17 protein-coding genes and 1 pseudogene are annotated in these 19,284 nt (G+C 66.6%); 4 read left to right on the forward strand and 14 right to left on the reverse strand.

What is annotated here, in order from left to right:
• Window positions 1-13: 13 nt before the first annotated feature.
• The 5 genes and pseudogenes from ACQP1O_RS17850 to ACQP1O_RS17870 all read right to left on the reverse strand — a co-directional run bounded on the left by ACQP1O_RS17850 (window position 14) and on the right by ACQP1O_RS17870 (window position 6,202).
• Complete coding sequence (locus tag ACQP1O_RS17850; protein WP_433566883.1) at window positions 14-685, reverse strand: hypothetical protein; 672 nt, start codon at window positions 683-685, stop codon at window positions 14-16.
• Window positions 686-1,252: 567 nt separating this feature from the next.
• Window positions 1,253-1,399: pseudogene (locus tag ACQP1O_RS17855) on the reverse strand (SDR family oxidoreductase); the annotation flags it as partial.
• A 29-nt stretch (window positions 1,400-1,428) separates the two neighbouring features.
• Window positions 1,429-2,892, reverse strand: coding sequence for a phytoene desaturase family protein (locus ACQP1O_RS17860; protein ID WP_433566884.1), 1,464 nt, complete (start codon window positions 2,890-2,892; stop codon window positions 1,429-1,431).
• Window positions 2,889-4,673, reverse strand: a complete 1,785-nt coding sequence (locus tag ACQP1O_RS17865; protein ID WP_433566885.1) for a DUF3556 domain-containing protein — start codon at window positions 4,671-4,673, stop codon at window positions 2,889-2,891. The genes ACQP1O_RS17860 and ACQP1O_RS17865 overlap by 4 nt, the downstream gene beginning before the upstream one ends.
• Window positions 4,674-4,762: 89 nt before the next feature.
• Window positions 4,763-6,202 carry a class I adenylate-forming enzyme family protein gene (locus tag ACQP1O_RS17870; protein ID WP_433566886.1) on the reverse strand — a complete coding sequence of 480 codons (1,440 nt, stop codon included), beginning with the start codon at window positions 6,200-6,202 and terminating at the stop codon, window positions 4,763-4,765.
• A gap of 160 nt (window positions 6,203-6,362) precedes the next feature.
• Here ACQP1O_RS17870 and ACQP1O_RS17875 point away from each other — a divergent pair, with 160 nt between their 5' ends.
• Window positions 6,363-7,583, forward strand: coding sequence for a PucR family transcriptional regulator (locus ACQP1O_RS17875; RefSeq protein WP_433566887.1), 1,221 nt, complete (start codon window positions 6,363-6,365; stop codon window positions 7,581-7,583).
• Window positions 7,584-8,060: 477 nt separating this feature from the next.
• Here the strand turns inward: ACQP1O_RS17875 and ACQP1O_RS17880 are convergent, their stop codons facing one another.
• From ACQP1O_RS17880 to ACQP1O_RS17890, 3 genes are read right to left on the reverse strand one after another with little or no spacing between them, the layout of a single operon-like run.
• A complete protein-coding gene (locus tag ACQP1O_RS17880) occupies window positions 8,061-9,611 on the reverse strand; it encodes an acyl-CoA synthetase (protein WP_433566888.1) in 1,551 nt (516 codons plus the stop codon).
• Window positions 9,612-10,742 (reverse strand): DUF5938 domain-containing protein, encoded by a 1,131-nt coding sequence (locus ACQP1O_RS17885; RefSeq protein ID WP_433566889.1) that lies wholly within the window; start codon window positions 10,740-10,742, stop codon window positions 9,612-9,614. It abuts the gene before it with no gap.
• 35 nt (window positions 10,743-10,777) lie between these two features.
• Window positions 10,778-11,572 carry an SDR family NAD(P)-dependent oxidoreductase gene (locus tag ACQP1O_RS17890; protein WP_433566890.1) on the reverse strand — a complete coding sequence of 265 codons (795 nt, stop codon included), beginning with the start codon at window positions 11,570-11,572 and terminating at the stop codon, window positions 10,778-10,780.
• Between the two features lie 156 nt (window positions 11,573-11,728).
• Here ACQP1O_RS17890 and ACQP1O_RS17895 point away from each other — a divergent pair, with 156 nt between their 5' ends.
• Window positions 11,729-12,358, forward strand: a complete 630-nt coding sequence (locus tag ACQP1O_RS17895) for a TetR/AcrR family transcriptional regulator (protein ID WP_433566891.1) — start codon at window positions 11,729-11,731, stop codon at window positions 12,356-12,358.
• Between the two features lie 453 nt (window positions 12,359-12,811).
• On the opposite strand, the gene ACQP1O_RS17900 is transcribed toward ACQP1O_RS17895, so the two are convergent.
• Window positions 12,812-13,099, reverse strand: a complete 288-nt coding sequence (locus ACQP1O_RS17900) for a hypothetical protein (protein WP_433566892.1) — start codon at window positions 13,097-13,099, stop codon at window positions 12,812-12,814.
• Window positions 13,100-13,196: 97 nt separating this feature from the next.
• Window positions 13,197-13,994, reverse strand: coding sequence for a ribosome hibernation promotion factor (locus ACQP1O_RS17905; protein WP_433566893.1), 798 nt, complete (start codon window positions 13,992-13,994; stop codon window positions 13,197-13,199).
• A 150-nt stretch (window positions 13,995-14,144) separates the two neighbouring features.
• Between ACQP1O_RS17905 and ACQP1O_RS17910 the strand changes: the two genes are divergently transcribed.
• Window positions 14,145-14,954, forward strand: coding sequence for a slipin family protein (locus ACQP1O_RS17910; RefSeq protein ID WP_433566894.1), 810 nt, complete (start codon window positions 14,145-14,147; stop codon window positions 14,952-14,954).
• Between the two features lie 922 nt (window positions 14,955-15,876).
• Here ACQP1O_RS17910 and ACQP1O_RS17915 read toward each other — a convergent pair.
• From ACQP1O_RS17915 to ACQP1O_RS17930, 4 genes are all read right to left on the reverse strand, one after another.
• Window positions 15,877-16,146 (reverse strand): protein kinase domain-containing protein, encoded by a 270-nt coding sequence (locus tag ACQP1O_RS17915; protein WP_433567716.1) that lies wholly within the window; start codon window positions 16,144-16,146, stop codon window positions 15,877-15,879.
• Window positions 16,147-16,566: 420 nt separating this feature from the next.
• Complete coding sequence (locus tag ACQP1O_RS17920; protein WP_433566895.1) at window positions 16,567-17,712, reverse strand: site-2 protease family protein; 1,146 nt, start codon at window positions 17,710-17,712, stop codon at window positions 16,567-16,569.
• 255 nt (window positions 17,713-17,967) lie between these two features.
• Entirely contained in the window at window positions 17,968-18,165 is a 198-nt protein-coding gene (locus ACQP1O_RS17925; protein WP_433566896.1) for a three-helix bundle dimerization domain-containing protein, read from the reverse strand.
• Between the two features lie 56 nt (window positions 18,166-18,221).
• Window positions 18,222-18,737, reverse strand: a complete 516-nt coding sequence (locus ACQP1O_RS17930) for a flavodoxin domain-containing protein (protein ID WP_433566897.1) — start codon at window positions 18,735-18,737, stop codon at window positions 18,222-18,224.
• A gap of 248 nt (window positions 18,738-18,985) precedes the next feature.
• Between ACQP1O_RS17930 and ACQP1O_RS17935 the strand changes: the two genes are divergently transcribed.
• Window positions 18,986-19,162: a hypothetical protein gene (locus ACQP1O_RS17935; protein WP_433566898.1), complete on the forward strand. Its 177-nt coding sequence runs from the start codon at window positions 18,986-18,988 to the stop codon at window positions 19,160-19,162.
• Window positions 19,163-19,284 lie beyond the last annotated feature (122 nt).

The raw sequence follows: 19,284 nt of genomic DNA on the forward strand, positions 1-19,284 counted from the left end.
TCGCCGCGAGGGTCTACAGCGAGATCGTCACCAGCATGGTGCGGTCGCCGAACAGCAGGGCATCCGATCGAACTAGGGCCAGCACCCGCGGGTCGTACCGGCGTCCTCGGCGCAGGCCGGGAGGGACCGTGAGCAGACGCCGCGACAGATAAATCAAGGTCGCCAAGCCCACCGGGAAGCTCACCGCGTTGACCGCGCCGGCGATGATCCAGAACGTGTGCTGCGGCAGGCTCAGGCGGTCGACGATCAGCGACTTGTTGTGATGGATGTTGGCCAACGCTGCGAGCAGGTTCGGTCCGGCCACGGCCAGCGTCACCAGCCACGGCCGCAGCCGCAGTCGCCAGCTGTTCGGCGGCGGGTCGACCAAATCGCGGGCCCGCTCGTCCAGGCATAGCTCCAACTGCTGAGCCAGTGCCGCCCCACCGGCCCAGCGCTGGTCACGCTCGGGGGCCAGACCGGTCAGCAGGACCCGCTGCAAGGCCGTCGGGCAGTCGGGCGGGATGCGCTTCAACGCCGCCGGATCCACCCCGGCGCGGCGGCGCTGCGCCATGGTCGCCAGCGTGGCGGCGTCGCTGCGTTTGCCTGCGGTGGTGTCGTCGAACGGTTTGGCTCCGGTGAGCAGCTCCCACAGCACCACCCCCAGGGAGTAGATGTCGGCGCGGGTGTTCCCATAGATTCCGCACACGGATTGTGTCCCAAATCGGGAGGTCGCCGACCTGGGGATTCCGGCGTGCGGCGACAATAGCCGATTCTGGGGCGAAAACGAACGTTTTCGACCCAACCCGCCGCGCGATCAGCGGTGCGGGCTCAGGACGTTCCGTCAATGCGCGGGCTCAATGCTCAAGGGCGGCACGCAATCGTCCGGCCAACACTCTCGCGGAGTTGGGTTTGTGTGGTGTGCTCGTCGGTGACCCGTTCTGGGACTGGAGGATCGAAATCTGCAATATCCTCTGGGGAGACGGCAGCGAGCCCGGTATTACGAGTTCGTGCCGGTGCCGGCGTTGGACGGGATCCCAAGGTATTGGTGGAACGCGACCGACAGGAACTTCGTCTCGGTGTGATCGGCCGCCGGAGACGCACCGGCCTCTCTTGGAATGGCTTGTCGCGCAGTATTTCAGGTTGACCAGGTTTTCGAGATCGGGATCTGTCAGCAGGGCTATGTCGAGGGTGATCCCGGCGGGATCTTGCTGACAAGGATCATGGCAGCCACGGCGTATCCCGTCATAGTGACGTATCTGGTGACTGTCTCTCAGGCTCGCTCCAACTCCACGGCGGCGGTGTAGATGGTGCCGGGCAGCTTCGGGTGCGGGACAGTGGTTTTGGCGATCAAGGTGATGTTGGCGGCGGCGCGCCGGGCGATGGCCAGTCCGATGCCGCGGCTGCCACCGGACATGATCATGGTTCGGCCGGACAGCGGCTTGGTCTCGGTCACGAGGTACTGCTTGTCGTCGAGGTGGTGGCATCCCGGTGCAAGAGCGGCCCGCGCAGGCGGCGTAGGGCCCGCTCGGCGGCATTGACGCCGCACATGCCGTGTGCGCCGGGGCCGGGCGGGGTGGCCGCCGAGCACAGATAGTGGCCGGGGATGCCGATGTCATAGGGCTGCAGGGTTTTTCGGGGACCCAACAGCAGTTGGGGGATGTCCTTGGCGCCGGTCATGATGTTGCCGCCGACGAAGTTGGGGTTCTCGTCGGCGAATCCGGCGGGGGAGCGGTGAGACAGGCCGAGCACCCGCTCCCGGAAACCCGGGGCGAAGCGTTCGATCTGAGCGATGACTGCCTCGGTGGCGTCGCCGATATAGCCATGTGGCACATGGGCGTAGGTCCACACCGGGTGCACCGATCCCACCGAACGTCCGGGGTCGGCCAGGTATTGCTGTCCAACCAGTACGAACGGGCGCTGCGGCATCCGGCCCGCGTGGATGTCGCGTTCACCGGCGGCGATCTCGGCGAACGAGCCGCCCAGGTGCACGGTGCCCGCACGGCGAGCCGCGGCGGCCGTCCACGGGACGCCGCCCTCCACGGCGAAGTCGACCTTGAACGCACCTGGCCCGTACCGGAATCGCCGGTAGGCGGCGGCGATTCGAGGCGGTAGCCGGTCGCCGAGGATCTCCACGAGCGCGGTCGGCGCCACATCCCAGACGGTGATGTCCGAGGGCGGCAGCTCTACCACGGAGCGCACCCGGATCCCGGTCTCGATCGTGGCACCGTGATCGACCAGGGCCGCGGCCATGGCGTCGGCGATCCGCTGCGAACCGCCGACCGCCACCGCCCAGCCGTACCGGTGTCCGGCGGTCAGAATGCCCAGCCCGATACTCGCGCTCAGCGGCCGGTCCAACCGGTGGAAGGCGTGCGCGGCGACTCCACCGAACAAGGCTCGCCCCTGCTCGGAACGGAAGGCCCGCGCCAGCAGTGTGGCGGGTGCCGCCGCGGGAATCCCGAAGCGCGCCAACCGGAACGGATGACGTGGGATCCGCAGCAGTGGCCGCATGATGTCGGCGCCGAGTTCGTCGTAGCCGGCGACCGGTCGCTCGAACAGCCGCCGCCACAACCGTTCATCGTCGCCGAGACCGACGGCGGTGTCGGCGACCGAACGATGCAGCACACCGGCGCTGCCGTCGTCGAGCGGGTGGACGCAGTCGAGCTCGGGCCGCGCCCACCGCAATCCATACTGTTCCAGCTCGACCCGGCCAAACAGCGGCGACCCCACGGCCATCGGGTGGATGGCCGAGCAGTGGTCGTGCAGCAGTCCCGGCACGATCGCCTCGTGTGAGCGGGTGCCGCCGCCGATCGTGGTGGCGGCCTCGAGCACCGTCACCTCGATCCCCGCGAGCGCCAGGGTGAGGGCCGCGGCCAGTCCGTTGGGTCCGCTGCCGATCACCGTCGCCGTCGTCATCGGCTCGCCTCGACCACGGGTTCGTCGTCGTGCCGCCAGGTCACCGTGTGCGGAATGGGCCCGTCGGGCAGCCAGGGCAGTGCGTCGACCGCGTCGGCGACCTCCCACGTTCCGCGTTCGATCACACCGAGCGCGGCGTCGATGACCACGTAGGCCTGGGTGCGCTTGTGAATCGGCTGGGACTCCACCCACACCACGATCCATTCCCCGGGTGCGAACCCCACCCGGGCCTGGACCGCGTCGATGAGATCGCGATTGTGCAGGTGGCCGTCACCGAAGTTGAAGCCTATCAACGAGTTACAGGCGAACTCGGCTTCCCGCACGGTCCAGCTGTCGAGTTCGGGAATGTGCTTGTACAGCAGGGAGAACAGGCCGCGGCCCTGGCTGTGCATGGAACGCCACGCGATGGTCTGCTGCATCGTGATCTCGGCGACCGTCGGGTCGTAGCCCATGGCCCGCAGCTGATCGATCTGGTTGAGCGAGGGCCGATGCGTGATCGTGTTCAGCTTCGCCTCAGCGCCGGGGGCGAAGGCCCACAGCGCCGAGGCCCAGTTTCCGGCGTACTGGCGCATCGAGGGCAGGAACGAGACCAGATCGGGGCGCAGATTCCCCAGCGTCGGGAAGAAGACCAGTCCGGCCACGATCACCACCGTCAGCCACGGCGAGGACATGTCGAACACCCCGTAGCCGCCGGAGTTGGGGAAGCCGAGGAACAGGAACACCGTCAGGTAGGCGAACAGGATGTTCCATTCCAGCGGCACGGCCAGCGGGAAGGTGGAGGCGATGAACAGGTGGAAGATCACCATGAGGGCCACCGCGGCCAGGGTCAGCCCGCGGTTGGTCGCGAACAGCAGCACGATGGGGGTGATCACCTCTACGGCGGTGCCGCCGACGTGAGCCATGAACGAGGCCAGGCCCGAGGGCCGGATATCACGCGGAAAGTCCCGGTAGTGGGCGCGTTTGATCGACTTGAACGGCATGGCCGGACCGTTGGAGATCATCGGCGGCACCACATTGGTGAAGTGCTTGCCGAACTTGGAGACGCCCGCGCCGATCCACACGATCACGATGAGCAGCTTGGCGGCGACGATCATGTCGGTGAACGGCAGCACCGCGAAGAACACCAGTGCAGGCAGATACTGTTCGCCGCGAGCGGCCAGAAAGATCGTCTTGTCACGCAGGCCGCACAGCACGTACAGCACGATCGGCGCGATCAGCAGGGCGGGCCGTACCAGCCCGGAGGTGTTGTCCGGCAACGCTTCCAGCAGCGACGCCGTGGTGCGCCCGGGCGCCAGCAGGGCAAGGGCCAGCGAGGCCAGGAAGCCGACGTAGAGGATGACGTCGAGCAGGGTGCGGGTATCGCCGTCGGTCATCGGCACCCGGCGCCAGGGCCGTAGCCGGATGGTGCCCGTCTGGGCGAAATACCGTGCGCCGCCGGTCATCGGCTTGAATTTGCCCGCCAGCGGCCCCCACGAGCCGGCCACGCCGATCGCCTCGAGCAGCACGGTCCACAGTACCAGCTTCTGGTAGACGATCGGCTCGTTCCACCACTGCGTCACGTCCCAGAACGGTCCCGCGCCCGAGGTCGCGGTGGCGACCGCCACGCCACCGATCATATAGAGCACCAGCACCTTCACCAGATAGATGGTGTGGATCATCTTCGGCGTGCCGAAACCGTATTCCGCCCAGTGCAGTGCCAGTATCCGAATGCGTTCGCGCAGTGGCAGATCCAGAAATGTCGCGGTGTCCACCGGCGGGAAGTCCCCCGTCTTGAATCCCATGACTCGATCCCTCTCTTCCGTGCTCCGGGCGCGCACGACCGCGACCGAAAGTCTTCCTTCGTTCGAATTGAATTGCGGAGCAGTGCCGTTCAGGCCCGGGAGGCCGACACCCGCAGCTGCTTCTTGTCGATCTTGCCGACCGGATTGCGCGGCAGCTCCGCGGTGATGACGATCGCGGCGGGCACCTTGAACGGTGCGAGCACGTCGCGGCAGTGTTCGGTCAGCTCCTCGGCGCTGACCACGAGCTCCGGCACGGTCACCACGTGGGCGACGGGCACCTCGCCCAGCACCGGGTCGGGCACCCCGACCACTGCGGCCTCGTGGACCGCCGGGTGCCGGTAGAGCGCGTTCTCGATCTCCTTGGGGTAGAGGTTCTCTCCACCGCGGATGATCATGTCCTTGATCCGGTCCACCAGGATCAGATAGCCGTCCTCGTCGAAACGGCCCACATCGCCGGTGTGCAGCCAGCCGTTCACCACCGCCTGCGCCGTCGCCTCGGGGTTTCCGAGGTACCCGCGCATCACGTTCGGGCCGCGGACCACGACTTCACCGGATTCGCCCGCGCCCAGCAAGTTTCCCTCGGGATCCATGATCGCGACCGTCTGGCCGGGCAGCGGCAGGCCGACGGTGCCCGGCTTGCGCGGGCCCGCCACCGGGTTGAGCGTGGAGGCGCAGGTGCCTTCCGAGAGTCCGTACCCCTCCACGATCGGCACTCCGAAACGCTCCTCGAACCGCGCGATGAGCTCGGCGGGCATCGGTGCCGCGCCGCAGATCGCCCGACGCAGCGAGGACAGATCCGGGCGATGCGTCTCGGGTTGCGCCACCAGCATCGCGTAGATGGCGGGCACCGCGGAGAAATAGGTCGGGCGGACCCGTTCGACGGTGCCGAGGAACCTCGTCGCGGAGAACTTCCCCGCAAGAGTGGTGCGCCCGCCCGCCAGCAGCGGCGAAAGCACGCTCACCACGATGCCGTTGACGTGGAACAGCGGCAGCACCAGCAGGCTGTGGTCGGTTTCGTCCAGGCCGAGCGCCTCGATGATCATCGCGCACATGGCAGCGAGGTTGGCGTGGTCGAGCACAACGCCTTTCGGGCGGCCCGTGGTGCCGCTGGTGTAGATGATCAGTGCCGTGCCGTCGCCCGTGGCGGCGGCGACGGGTCCCGCCGGGTGCGCGAGCTGTGCGACGTCGAGTGTCACGCTGACTCTGCCGGGCTCGCCGACCACCACCGTCGCACCCGAATCCTCTATCTGGTACCGGATTTCGTCGTCGGCGAGGCCCGGGTTCACCGGAGTGACGGCCGCGCCGAGCCGCCAGGCGGCGAACAGCGCCACTACGAGCTCCACCCGATTGGGCAGCACGACGGCGACCACATCACCGCCGCGCACACCGGCACGGTGCAGCGCCGAGGCCGCGACCCGCACCCGCGCCCGGAATTCCGTGTTGGACAGCGCGGTGGTGTCGTCGGCCAGACTCGGTGCGGTGGGGGCGGAATCCGCTCTGGCGTCGGGCAATTCGGCGATGTGTCGCATGATTCCTCACCGTGACAGATGTGACATGGGTTACATCACTCAAGGTAGGACGCGTATCCGGCGGGGACCACGGGCCGGCGGCCCAGCGTTGTGTGGCCGTGTTGTGCCACGAGCACAAACCGCGCGGTTCCGGCGCTGCGCGGGAGTACTGTCAGCGGCCATGGCCCTCGACAATGATCCCCTCGTGCGTGAGGTGGCGAGTCGGATCAAGGTCGACCTGAACCGGCTGACACCCACGATGATCTCGATGTTCGTCGAGGTCATCCCCGAGTTCCGGCACGACGACGAGGTACGCAGGCTGATGGTGGCCAGCACCGAGTCCAACCTCGCGGCCATGCTGGACATGCTCACCCTGGCCATCGGTCTCGACGACTTCGCCGTGCCGCCGGCCGCCGCCGAATACGCCCGCCGCTTCGCCCAGCACGATCTGTCGTTGGAGGCGCTGTTGCGTGCTTACCGGCTCGGCGAGCACATGTTCGGGCAGTGGATCCTGACCGTGCTGGCCGAGCTGAGCCCGTCGACCGAGGTCGCCCTGGCCACTGCCGCGCGCATCGCGGCACTGGTCAACGGTTACATCGATCGGGTGATCGAGGGCCTGATCGACATCTACGCCAGCGAACGCCGCCGCTGGGACGCGCGCACCGACGCCGCCCGCGCCGCCCAGGTGCGCGCCGTACTCGACGCCGAGGACCTCGATCTGGCCTCGGCCGAGCAGATGCTGTCGGCCTCACTGCGCGGGTGGCACCAGTTCGTCCTGTTGTGGACTCCGCCGGCGACCCGCGATCCGGCCGCGGTGCTGCGGGCGGGCACCGCGCTGGTGGCCGCCGCCACCGAGAAGACGCCGATGACCATCGAGATCGACGACCACACCCGCTGGATCTGGATCGCCTCGGTGAGCCGACCCGCGCTCGACACCACACGATTGGAGCGCGACCTGAGCGCATACGCGAATCTGTCCATGGCCGTGGGTGATTCGGCCACTGGTCTGGACGGCTTCCGGCAGACCTTCCGGGACGCCCAGGCCGCCCGGGCGGTCGCGCTGGCCACGCGCGGACGCGGGCTGACGGCGTATTCGGACGTGGCACTGGCCGCTCTGTTCGCCGACCACCTGCCCGAGGTGGAGGCGTGGGCCCGTCGAGTACTGGGCGGGCTCATGGGCGGAGACGAGACCGCCGGGCGGCTACGTGAGACGGTCCGCGCCTTTCTCGACGCCCGCGGCAGCTACACCGATGCCGCCGCCCGGCTGCACGTCCACAAGAACACCGTCCACTACCGGGTTCGCAAAGTCGAAGAGCTACTGGGACATCCGCTCACCGAACGCAGGCTCGACATCGAGGTCGCATTGTTGGCCTGCGCGCAGCTGGGTCTGCCGAGGCCCTGACCGGATAAGTCGCAGGGCTCCAAGGCTTCTCGCTAGTTCTTCGCCGAGCGGATAGTGCTGCTGGGTGGGATGAGGCGCTTGGTGCAGTCGGTGGTCAGGGCCTGCATGACGCTGGCGTGGGTATCGTCTCTGGGCCCTCACGGCCGAATCGGGGGCAGCTGTGCGACGTCGTTTCACACGCGGGCTACGAGTAGCTGGTCAGCTCCTTGTAGCGCTGGAACTCCTCGAAGGAGACCTCCCTGTGCCCAGACGCGGTCTTGCTGAAACTGGCGCCCGAGGACCTCCCGCAGCTTCGACAAGGTCGCCACCAGCCGCGCCGGGTGTTGGAGCGACGGACCGCCCCGTCCAGCCGTGGGATCACCGGCATCGACAAGATCGAATGGGTCGGCGGCGAACCGGCATCGGCAGCTGCCACGGAAAGGCCCTTGACCAGCATCGGAGCTGTTCGAGGGCCGCTTCCGCCTCCGGGAAGATCCGCTATCGTGGTGCGTCCGGTTCGAGCAGGTGCTTTTTGATCTCCGTCTTGAGCACCTTGCCGATCTTGGAGCGCGGTAGGTCCTGCCAGATTTCGACCTGCTTGGGTGTTTTGACGCTGCCGATGCGCGCTTTGACGAAGGTCGTCAGTTCCGCCGTATCCACGGAGGTGCCCGGCCGGAGCTCGAGTACGGCGGTCAATCGCTCACCCCACTTTTCATCCGGTAGCCCGATCACCGCGCAGTCGGCCACGGCCGGGTGCGCCATGAGTGCCTGCTCGACTTCGGTCGAATACACATTGAACCCGCCGGTGATCACCATGTCCTTGGCACGATCGACGATGAACAGGTAACCGTCCTCATCGAGATAACCGATATCGCCGGTGTGATGCCAGCCCAGCGCCGAAGCCTCCTGCGTGGCTGCTTCGTTGTTGTAGTAGCCGCGCATGACCAGTGAGCCGCGTACGACGATCTCGCCGCGGTCGCCGCGAGGAAGCAGCCGCCCGTCTTCGGACATGATGGCGACTGTCACCAGCGGTGCAGGCCGTCCTGCCGAAGACAGGCGGTCACGGGCGATCGTTCCGTCGTCGGCGAAGTGGTCCGACGGTGACATCGTGGAGATCATCATCGGCGCTTCGGTCTGTCCGAACAGCTGGGCCATCACCGGCCCGATCCGCGTCAATGCCTCTTCGAGCCGCGACGACGACATCGGCGCTGCCCCATACCAGAAGCATTGCAGCGACGACAGGTCTCGGCCGTCCAGTGACCGATGGTCCAAAACCATGTAGATCAGCGTCGGCGGAAGGAAGGTGTGGGTGATGCGGTGGGTTTCGACATTGTCGAGGAACTCTGCGATGTCAGGCCTGCGCATGATGACGATCGATCCGCCACGACACAGAATCGGGAAGCAGAGCACCCCGGCGGCGTGGGTGAGCGGAGCCAGGGCCAGATAGCTCGGCCGCCCCCCGCCTGGCGGCCAGGGGTAGCTCATCAGGGTGATCGCCGTCATCGTCTCGATATTGGTGCCGGTGAGCATCACTCCCTTGGGGCGTCCGGTCGTTCCGCCGGTGCCGGCGATCATCGCGAGATCGTCGGGTGCGTGGCGGTCGACCGGATCGCCCCCCGCGGCGAGGAACTCCTGCCAGCCGAGAGCCCATTCCACCTCGTCGTCGATGCACACCAGTGTGCGCAGGTGCGGTAGTGCGGCGCGGATCGATTCCACCAGCGGCGCGAACGTCGCCTGGAACAACAGCAGCGAACACTCGAACAGGTCGAGAAGTTCGCTGTTTTCCGCGGCCGCGTTGCGTGGGTTGATGGGGCACCAGACAGCTCCGGCGCGGCTGATTCCGAAGACGCAGGTGAACGCGGTCGGATCGTTGGCCGACAAGATCGCGACCTTGTCGCCCGCTGCGATGCCGTGTGCGGCCAGGGCCGAGGCGATCCGGCCACTGAGCTGCTGAACCTGCGCGTAGGTCCTTACTTCGCCGTCACAGACCAAACAGGGGGCGCCGGGGTCCAGCGACGCCCCCTTGTCCAGGTAGTCGATGAGCCGCATCTAGTTGCCTTGGAAGGTCAGGACCGGCTCGGCCACCAAGCCGAACGCGCGCAGCTGGCCCAGTAGCTGGCGGTGTCCGAACGCCTTGCAGCCGGACGCGAAACCGTATTTGTTCGGTGGCTGCTGCAGCAACCAGGATGCCGCGAAGGCTTGCAGCAGGCCGGTCTGCTTGTAGTTCTGGTTACCGTGGATCACGCAGTGCGCGCGCCCCAGAGGCCCGGAGGCGTGCACCGAGTCCAGTGACTTGTTCAATCGCGGGTTCTCCCGCGGCGGCATCTCGTTCATTATTTGCGCGGCGGTGGCTGTGAGTGCCTCGTTGCGGGCCTCGGGGCCCATGTCCTTGGTCGCTTCGAGCGCTTGCCCCACGATCTGGGGCACGCCGTGCATCAGTGCCGCGTTGAAGACACCGCCCTGGGCCTTGCAGTTCGCGACCCGCGGGTCACGCTTGTACCACACCGGGTGCGAGGTGCCGCCCCACGGCAGTGACATCGCGAGTTCGTGCTGGCCGGGGACGACCAGCGGCACCAAACCCTGCGCCGGGTCGAACTCGACATAGGCGTTCTGCTGCAGGTAGTGCGCCCGGGATGTCGCGGCGTTGACCAGGATGGTGCGGGTCGAGGCGATCGTCGGGGAACCGCCCCAGAACACTGCGATGTCGAGGGTGTCCAGACCCGGCTTTTCCAGGCACAGCTCGGCGGCGATCTCGCCGGTGGTGTACATCTGGGCCAGGCCCGGCGACAGCAGCAGGCCCGCCGCGGCGAACTCGGCGCCATAGGTCTCGTCGCAGGTCATCAGCCAATCCTGCTCGCCAGTGGTGTCGAGGTAGTGCGCCCCGGCCGCGAGGCAGGCTTCCACCACCGCCGGACCGTAGGTGCTGAACGGCCCCACGGTGTTGCACACCACCGACGCGCCGCGGAACAGCTCGGTCAGGGAAGCCACGTCGTGGGAGACCTCGGCGATCTCATAATCGGCGGTTTCGATGCCGGGCACGTTCGATTCCATCGAGGCTTTGATCTTGGCGCTGTTGCGCCCGGCGGCGAGAAACGGGATGCCGAACTCGCGCAGGTACTCACAGACCAGCCGGCCGGTGTAGCCGGAGGCCCCGTAGACGACGACGGGTTTGGTGGTCATGGCTCTCTCTTCCTTCTTCTCTGTTCGGGTCGGCTTCACATACCCATGCCACCGTCGACCGGAAGACCGGCGCCGTTGACGAAGGCAGATTTGTCGGAGGCGAGGAAGACCACCGCGTCCGCGATGTCCTCGGGGGAGGCCAGTCGCCCGGACGGGGTGAGCCCGACCACCGCGTTGACCGCCTCTTCCGTTGAGGGGAACAGCCCGATTCGTGCGACGTCTGCAGCGAGGCCGGCACCCATCCGGTTGGGCACCAGGCCGGGGTAGACACAGTTGACGCGGACGCCGTAACCGAGCTTGCCGCTCTCCATCGACGCGACCCGGGTCAGTCGGTCGATGGCGGACTTGGTGGCCGAGTAGATCGAGATCGCCGGGAACGCGATGGTCGCGGCAACCGAGGCGATATTGATGATGGTTCCGCCGTTGCCGACCGCGCCGCCGGGGCGCATGGTGCGGAAGGCGTGCTTGATACCGAGCGCGGTGCCCAGGACGTTGATGTCGAGCATCGTTCGTGCCTGGTCGGGGTCGAGGTCGACGAGCAGGCTGGTGATCTCCACGCCGGCGTTGTTGACGAGGATGTCCAGGCCGCCGAGCTCTGCGACAGCCGAGGCCATCGCCGCGGACCAGGACACGTCGTCGGTGACATCGAGGTGCACGAAGCCGTGGCCCTCGCCGAGGGTCTCGGCGAGCTTGGCGCCGAGGTCGTCCTGGATGTCGGCGATGACGACTTTCGCTCCGGCGTCGGCCAGCGCCCGGACCATCGCTTCGCCGAGTCCTTGTGCGCCGCCTGTGACAAGGGCGGTGCGTCCGTTCAGGTCCATGGGGGTCATTCGCGCTCCTTTGCTGGGGTGATGCCGCTCACACGATGCTCTTTCCTTTGACACATGTCAAGACTTTCTTTGTCGACTGTCAAGACTCCTTTGTCCGTTCGTCAAGAGTTCCGGGTAGGATCGGTCGGTACCGCTGGACTGAAGAGGACTGTGCGCATGCCGCGAGCCAATCCGATCGACAAGCACGACCTGCGCCGCCGCGCACTGGCGGAGTCGGCGCTTCGCACACTCGGCGAGCTCGGCTACGCCAAGTCCTCGCTGCGCGAAATCGCGAACAACTCCGAGTTCTCCCACGGGGTTGTGCACTACTACTTCAGCGACAAGCTTCAGCTGATCGTCTACTGCGTGAAGTACTACAAGCAGAGGTGTGTGACCCGCTACGACCACGTGGTCGCCGATGCCACGTCCCCGGAGGGCCTGCTGGTCGCCTTCACCGACAAGCTGCGCGAGACCATCGTCGAAGAAGCCCCGATGCACCGGCTCTGGTACGACCTGCGGTCCCAGAGCATGTTCGAGCAGAGCCTGCGCGAGGCAGTCGGCCAGATCGATCGCGCCCTCGAGGAGATGACCTGGCGTGTGGTGAACCGATACGCCCAATTGTGCGGCGTTGAGCCGTCGCTGACCCCGAACACGGCCTACGGCATGCTCGACGGGCTGTTCCAGCAAGCTCTTCTCGGTTATCTGTCAGGAGACGAAGAATCGCTCGACGTGCTCAGCGCACAGGTGCACCAGCTCATGCCGCGCATCCTTCAACCGGTCCCCGCGTCGGTGTCGCACATTCAGTGACCTCGAAAGGCGTGGTGAGCAAGGGGGATTTCTTTCCGGGTGGCAACGCGCGGAGGCGACAGCACGGACAGCGCCCGGCCAGCGTAACCGCGCTGTGCACCTGGTAGGCCGTGTAACGCCAGGGTCGTCGGATGTCGCACTTGCCGAACTCGCCAGCGTCGCTGACGTTCGACGACGACGACGTCGCCGCTGGTCGGTCGATGCCCGGCTGCGGCCGAATGTCAGTCGCGGAGACTGGTGAGATCGCGTATTCGACTGTCTCCGATTGTGGTGCATTGCCAGGGCTTCAGGAGGTCCGGTTGAGGCCAGCGGACCTTTCGCCCGTGATCTCCTGCACCGCTCCCCCTGTCCGGTCCTCGTCTGTCCCTCCCCATCGACCAGCCGATGACGAACCCGGCGGCCCAGGCGACAGACGAGACCGGCAGCAGCGGCGTCCTGGCTGGCCCGGGCTTCTCACACCACCGTGATGTCGCGGCGATCGAATACCGGCAGTGCCGCGGCGACGAACGCGACCGCCACGAGGCCGAGCCATAGATAGCCGCGCCGCAAGCCCGCGCCCATCGAGCCGTCTGCCAGTGCCTGCTGGAACGGCGACCACGTGCCCCAAGGCCGTACGGCATCAACGATTTTCGACGCCGCGTACAGGACGTACCCACCGACGGCGAAGACACTCGAGACCGCGAGGGCGACCGGGCGGTCCGGCGCCAACACAGTGATGCCCCGGGGCGGAGGCCCAGGCATCACGAAGATGCTCGGCGGCGTTCGGCATGCACGTCGGGAAACTGTCCTGCGATCGTGAATCACGCGCACCGCTCCTCGTTCCACACACCGGCGCGGCTCAGGCCGCCGGCGTCAGCAGGCCGTAGTGACCGTCGTAGCGGTGGTAGAGGACGCAGCCGCGGTGGGTGTCGCGATCCTGGAAGAAGACGAACGGCCACCCGGTCAATTCCAGTCGCTCGATCGCGCCCTCGACGTTTGTGGTCGGCGCGGGAAACGCGCTGACCGCTATCGCCGCGGTGCCCCGGATGACGGTGTCCGGGCACGGATCGAGCTGGGCCAGTCGGTAGCTGCCCTCGCGACGGTAGAGCACGCTGTCGACGCCGCTCCCGGATTCGGCGAACAGATGGAAGTCGTAATCCATCATGTCCATATCGAAGGCGGCCTCCTCACAGGTCTCCTCGGACAGCGCGAACGACTTGCGCCGCAGCACTTCACGCTCGTCGAACGCGCGCGGGAAGTAGGGCAGACGGGTGCTCGGCGCGCCACCGTGACGCCACTCGCGGGGTCCCGCTACCGCGTTGCGGCCACGAATCGCTTCCCAATGCCGAGCCAGCCGCTCGAAGCGCTCCTTCAATCGGACCTCGAGCAGATCGACCGCTTCCCGGCCGGTCGTGGCGGCCACCTGGACTCGGACCGCGCGCCCGTCCATATTCACATTCGCCTGGGCGATCACGGGATTCGACGCCGCGTGATCATGGTGTGCGGTGAGACGCACCCGTGCCGACAACACCGGTTCGGGCGCGAAGGCGAGCGCCCGATCGATCTTCTCTCGGGCGTATTCGGCCCCGCCACCGGGGACCTGGTGGCCCACAGAAACTTGCAGTACGGAATCCGCGTAGCGCTGACTTTTCGACATCTCACCAGCAGACCCGGTGGCCCGGCTCCGGACGAGGGTCTTCGGTCGTCTCCAGGGCGGCGATGGTCGGTCCTTTGCGCGACTGGAGACCCTGGTCGGCGGTTGGCGAACGCGGTGGGATCGACGGTGTCTGTAGATCTAGGAGTAGACGTGAATGCGTTTGCCATCGTAGGTGTCGTCGCGGTCCTGGCGCTGATCGGCGTTGCGGCACTGTCGATTCGGGTCATCTTGCAATTTCAGAAGGGCGTACTGTTCCGGCTCGGCCGGGTAGTCGCGGTGCGGGAGCCCGGGCTGAACTTCATCGTTCCGGTCATCGACCGGTTGCGGACGGTGTCGATGCGGATCGTGACCATGCCGATCCAGTCGCAGGGCATCATCACCCGCGACAACGTGAGCGTGGACATCTCCGCGGTCGCCTACTTCCGGATCGTCGACGCCGAGAAGTCGGTGGTGGCGATCGAAAACGTCTACGCGGCAATCGACCAGATCGCACAGACCACCCTGCGCAAGGTCGTCGGCCAGCACACGCTCGACCAGGCGCTGGCCGAAACCGACGCCATCAATGCCGACATCCGCAAGATTCTCGACACCACCACCCTGGAATGGGGCGTCGAAGTCACACTGGTGGAGCTCAAGGACATCCAACTGCCCGACACCATGAAGCGGGCGATGGCCCGGCAGGCCGAAGCCGAACGCGAGAAGCGCGCGAAAATTATTGCCGCCGAGGGGGAGTCGCTGGCCGCTGCGGCTCTCGGCGAGGCTTCCGACACGATGATCGCGCACCCGCTCGCGCTGCAGTTGCGCAATCTTCAGACCCTGGTCGAACTGGGCGTCGACAAGAACACCACCGTGGTGTTCCCGGCGCCGCTGATGAGCACGATCAGCGATATGGGCCGGTTCTTCGCCCGCGAGACGGAGGCCGCGGCGGACTCGGCGGCGCGCGAGAAATCGCTGCCATGATCACGCCGCCCGCCGAGGTGATCGAGACGCTCACCGGGGTGGTTCTGCTGTGCGGGGACAAGGTGTACCAGATGAAGCGACCAACCGTGACCGGTGTTGGCGATCCCGGGACGTCGAAGCCCGCCCACGGACCTGCCTGCGGGAGCTCGAGGTCGATCGCCGACTCTCACCGCAGGTGTACCTCGGTTTGGCCTGGTTGTCGGATCCGGCGGGCGGCCCGGAGGAACCGATCGTCGTGATGCGGCGGCTACCGGATGATCAGCGGCTGCCGACGATGCCGGGGAGGAGGTCGTCGGCGGTGGCGAACTAGCCTCCGTTGCTGTGGTTTCGGCCCAAATTTCACCGCTGGTCCGTGCGTGGTTTCCGATATCGACAGCGCCGGAACCGCATTCGAGATCGGGCAGCGCTGGCGCGCTCTGCTGCGGCGGATCTCGGATCAGCAGCTGCGGATCTGCGACGACGACGTCATTGCCCGGGTCCAACGCTGGTTATGGGCTTCATCGACGGGCGAGGGCCATTGTTCGACGGGTGTGTCGAGTCGGGTCACATTGTCGACAGACACGGAGACCTATTGGCACAGAGGTTTTTTCTGCTACCGCACGGGCCGCGGATGGTGGGTCGCGTCAACTTCGACGACTCGCTGCGGTACACCGACCGCCTCGAAGACGCCGCTGCGGTTGAATCAGCCTGCGCGGGTGTTGATTTGGCGCAGGCTACGTCGTCCATCGCTTGTCGGGCCGCGGTCGCCGGCGCCGCGCAGGTGTCGTAACGGTCAGCCGGGCGTTTGGCCAAAGCGGCGACGATGACAGCGTCCAATCCGGAAGGAAGTCCGGGAACTTTCGCACTCGGGCACGGTGGCTCCTTGCTCAGGTGCGCGGCCATCACCACGTACTTGTTGCCGACGGGAAGGGGGGACTGCCGGTCAACAGTTCGTAGAACGTTGCAGCCCAGGGTCGGTGCGATGGTCGAGCACGGTGTCCACGTCGAATCGTTCCGGCGCGGCGTAGGCGACGGTCAATCCCGCGGGCACCGCGGACAGCGTAGCGTCGACGACGCGCGCGATTCCGACATCGGAGACGACTGCTCTCTCGCCGCCGCCCGCCGTATCGATAAGCAGATTGGCCGGCTTGATGTCGCGATGCAGCACGCCGTCGCGGTGCGCGTGATCGAGTCCGGTCGCGACCTGGGCGATGAGTCGAACAGCGGGCGAGGCGAACGGTGGGGTCTCCGCCCGAGATGTATCGCATTACGATCCAGAGCCGTTCGGTGTCGCCCTGGCTGCAAGCGTAGATCTGCACGATATTGGGCGATATCGGGATGGCCGAGTTCGGCGGCCAGGGTCGCCTCGCGGACGAAACGTCGAGGCGAGTTCGGATCGGCGGTCGCATCCTCTTTCAGGACCTTCAAAGCGTCCCAGCGCGATAGCCGCGGATGCCTGACCATAGGCCATGCCCATGTCATCAGCCCCCAGTCGACGTTAGATCGTGTATCCGGCGAACTGCGTCCCTGACTCGAACACCACCCCCGCGAACACCTTTCCGTGCGTAGCGCTGAGCGAATGATAGCCGTGCCGTTTCGATGTGGTTCGGTCAACGGCACGACGGTCGGAGAATCAGTTCTGGTGGGTGCGGATGGGGAGGCCGAGAGCCGAACGGTTGCAGGCCAGGGTCAGGTCGGTGGCCGTCACGATGCCGGTCAGCCGACCGGCGTCGTCGACTACGGCGATGGCATCCATGTTGGGGCGCAGGACGACTCGGGCGGCGACGTCGCCGAGCAGGTCGCCGGTGTGAGCGATCGCGCCGTTGAGGAAGGGGTGGGAGAGGGCGGTCACCGGGGCGTCGGCTCGTGCGGAGTCACGGGTGCGGAGTAGGTCGGCCCAGGCCAGTACTGCTTGTGGCCGCCCGGCGGTATCGACCACAGGAAAGACTCGATGGTGGGAGTGGGTCACATCCGAGTGCAGTAACTCCGAGACCGACCATTCGGCGGGGACGGTCTGCGGGGCGGGGGTCATGATTTCGCCGATCCTGGTGTCACCCAACTGGTGTCGCAATCCCGCGAGCGTCAGTTCGGAGTTGGCGGCTGTGTAGAGGAACCAGCCCAGCAGCATCAGCCACAGACCACCCACCCCACGGAGCAGGATGATCTCCGCGATGCCGATGATACCCAGTGTCAGACCGACGAACTGCCCGCTGCGTGCGGCACCGGTCTCGGCGCGCAGCCGGTCTCCGCCGCGCTGCCACAGCACCGCGCGCAGCACCCGTCCGCCGTCCAGGGGCGCGCCCGGAATCAAATTGAACACGGCGAGAACGACATTGACGGTGGCGAGCCAGGTCAAAGTCGCCGTCACCGGACCATCGGGGGACAGGATCGAGGAAATGGTGGCCGCGACGAACGCGACGCCACCGATCGCCAGGCTGGTCGTCGGGCCGGCGATCGCGACGCGGAGATCTGTGCGGGCATCACGCGGTTCGCCGGTGAGTTCCGACGCGCCACCGAGCAGCCACAGCTCGATGCGGGCGACCCCGATGTTGTTGCGGCGGGCCACGATCGAGTGTGCCAACTCGTGCGCGAGCAGGCAGCAGATCAGCACGACCGCGCCCACGCTCGCCGCGGCCCAGATGACTGCGGTGCTCGCGGTACCACGCAGATGGGTCGCCAATATCCAGGTGAACAGTCCCACCGTCGCCAGCGCCGACCAGTGCGCCGCGATCGGGACACCGGCGATCCGGCCCAGGGGAATGATTCCTCGCGATGGCATGTCGTCCTCGTTCAGTCACTGCGGGGCCAACCAGGCCCTCGCTGATGGGCGGAAGCAGAAAGAGACGAGCCCTCGTCATCGGAGGTATCTCCTCGTCCTCGCAGTGTGAGGCCTGTGTGGAGGGGCTCGAGGCCGGGCATCGATCTGGTCTCACGGCAGGTCGTGACGCCATGGTCGATAGCGTTGCGGTTCAGGAGGTTTCGGTGGCTGGGCTGCTGAGGCGATGGACGGGACTCGGCGTCGCGAAGCCCTGGCTCAGCTCGCCAGGCTCGCGAGTTCGATCCTCACTCGGCGCTCGACGAGCAACGGCACGAATTTGCGGACCCGGGAATCGGTGAAGTGGGCGTGGGCGCGACCGACGATCGCGGCGACGTCGTCGTGGGCCAGGTCGGGGTGGCGGCGGGTGAGTCTTTCCAGGACGAAACGGATCTGGGTGTCCTCGTCGTCGATCATCTTTCTGCCTTCACGTGATCAGGGGTGGGCTGGAATGTATTGGGGGGAAGGAAGTTTCAGAGCATTGCTATGGACGTGGCCCAGGTGCCGATGGCGGGCCAGTCGCGCAGGTCGCCGTAGCGGGTGCCACCGAGCAGGCGGAACATGGTGCGGGCGCCCAGGGAGACTCCGGCGCGTTCGTAATGGCCTGCGAAGGCTCGATATGCGTGCGCGCCGGCCTGGTCGCGCACCACGCGGATCTGGTTGGGCACCGCTCGCCCGAAGAACGTGCCGATCGGGCCGCGCAGGGCTGGTCCGATGCCGACGCTGAAGAGCCAAACATCACGCGCGAGGAGCTCGTCGCGGTGGGAGTCGACATAGCTGGTCAGCGCCGGGAGCAGTGCCCGGTTGTGGACGGCGCTGCCAAGGATGACGACGTCGAATCGGGAGAGGTCGGGGGCGTGTTCGGCGTCGGCGACCTCAACGGTTGCGCCGCGGGCGGTGAGGCAGTCACCGATGAAGGCGGCGATCTCCCGGGTGGAGCCCTGTGCCGTCGCATAGACGATTGCGATGCGGGATGTGTTGTGCGCCATGTGATCCAGCCTGGTCGGCGCGGCCGAATTCGATGAGAGGACTCGTGCCCGCAGTCGCGGGACCATAGTCATCGGGCGGTCGGAAGTATCGATGGGTAAGTCCATCCGATGTTCGGCATCAGGGGACCTTGGGCCCTGCTACCGGCGAGCGAACAATTCCAGCCCGATCGTCATCGAATCGAATGATGAGGAGCCACCATGGCATACAGCCCGCAAACGGTTCGAGTTGGTGTTCAACGTCTCGTACTTTGGCAATCTTCTGGGGTCTGGTCATCGCGATGCGCCGCAATCGCGAGCGGGTTCCGCACGAGCACCGCGACACGGCCGCGCGGTTCGAAGAGGCCTTCACCTTGCTTGCCGCGGGTGACACCGCACATCTGGCGCTGTGTGCGGTGTCGATGGCTCGCGGCGAGGATCGGGGATAGCTGAGCTGGCGGTGACGGCGGGCGAGCTTGATCGGGCTCGGGGAGATGGCCACCTCGATGGGATGGCTTCACGAAATCGCTGCTGGGGCTTTCGGCGGCGCGTTTGATCCTGCTGGCAAGCC

The organism is Nocardia sp. CA-151230 (assembly GCF_050942175.1).
Classification (GTDB): domain Bacteria; phylum Actinomycetota; class Actinomycetes; order Mycobacteriales; family Mycobacteriaceae; genus Nocardia.

Bases quoted from the DNA above. Each gene is read 5' to 3' on its own strand.
- ACQP1O_RS17860 (WP_433566884.1), bottom strand. From the start codon at position 2,892: ATGACGACGGCGACGGTGATCGGCAGCGGACCCAACGGACTGGCCGCG.
- ACQP1O_RS17865 (WP_433566885.1), bottom strand. From the start codon at position 4,673: ATGGGATTCAAGACGGGGGACTTCCCGCCGGTGGACACCGCGACATTT.
- ACQP1O_RS17870 (WP_433566886.1), bottom strand. From the start codon at position 6,202: ATGCGACACATCGCCGAATTGCCCGACGCCAGAGCGGATTCCGCCCCC.
- ACQP1O_RS17875 (WP_433566887.1), top strand. From the start codon at position 6,363: ATGGCCCTCGACAATGATCCCCTCGTGCGTGAGGTGGCGAGTCGGATC.
- ACQP1O_RS17880 (WP_433566888.1), bottom strand. From the start codon at position 9,611: ATGCGGCTCATCGACTACCTGGACAAGGGGGCGTCGCTGGACCCCGGC.
- ACQP1O_RS17885 (WP_433566889.1), bottom strand. From the start codon at position 10,742: ATGACCACCAAACCCGTCGTCGTCTACGGGGCCTCCGGCTACACCGGC.
- ACQP1O_RS17890 (WP_433566890.1), bottom strand. From the start codon at position 11,572: ATGACCCCCATGGACCTGAACGGACGCACCGCCCTTGTCACAGGCGGC.
- ACQP1O_RS17895 (WP_433566891.1), top strand. From the start codon at position 11,729: ATGCCGCGAGCCAATCCGATCGACAAGCACGACCTGCGCCGCCGCGCA.
- ACQP1O_RS17900 (WP_433566892.1), bottom strand. From the start codon at position 13,099: ATGCCTGGGCCTCCGCCCCGGGGCATCACTGTGTTGGCGCCGGACCGC.
- ACQP1O_RS17905 (WP_433566893.1), bottom strand. From the start codon at position 13,994: ATGTCGAAAAGTCAGCGCTACGCGGATTCCGTACTGCAAGTTTCTGTG.
- ACQP1O_RS17920 (WP_433566895.1), bottom strand. From the start codon at position 17,712: ATGCCATCGCGAGGAATCATTCCCCTGGGCCGGATCGCCGGTGTCCCG.
- ACQP1O_RS17925 (WP_433566896.1), bottom strand. From the start codon at position 18,165: ATGATCGACGACGAGGACACCCAGATCCGTTTCGTCCTGGAAAGACTC.
- ACQP1O_RS17930 (WP_433566897.1), bottom strand. From the start codon at position 18,737: ATGGCGCACAACACATCCCGCATCGCAATCGTCTATGCGACGGCACAG.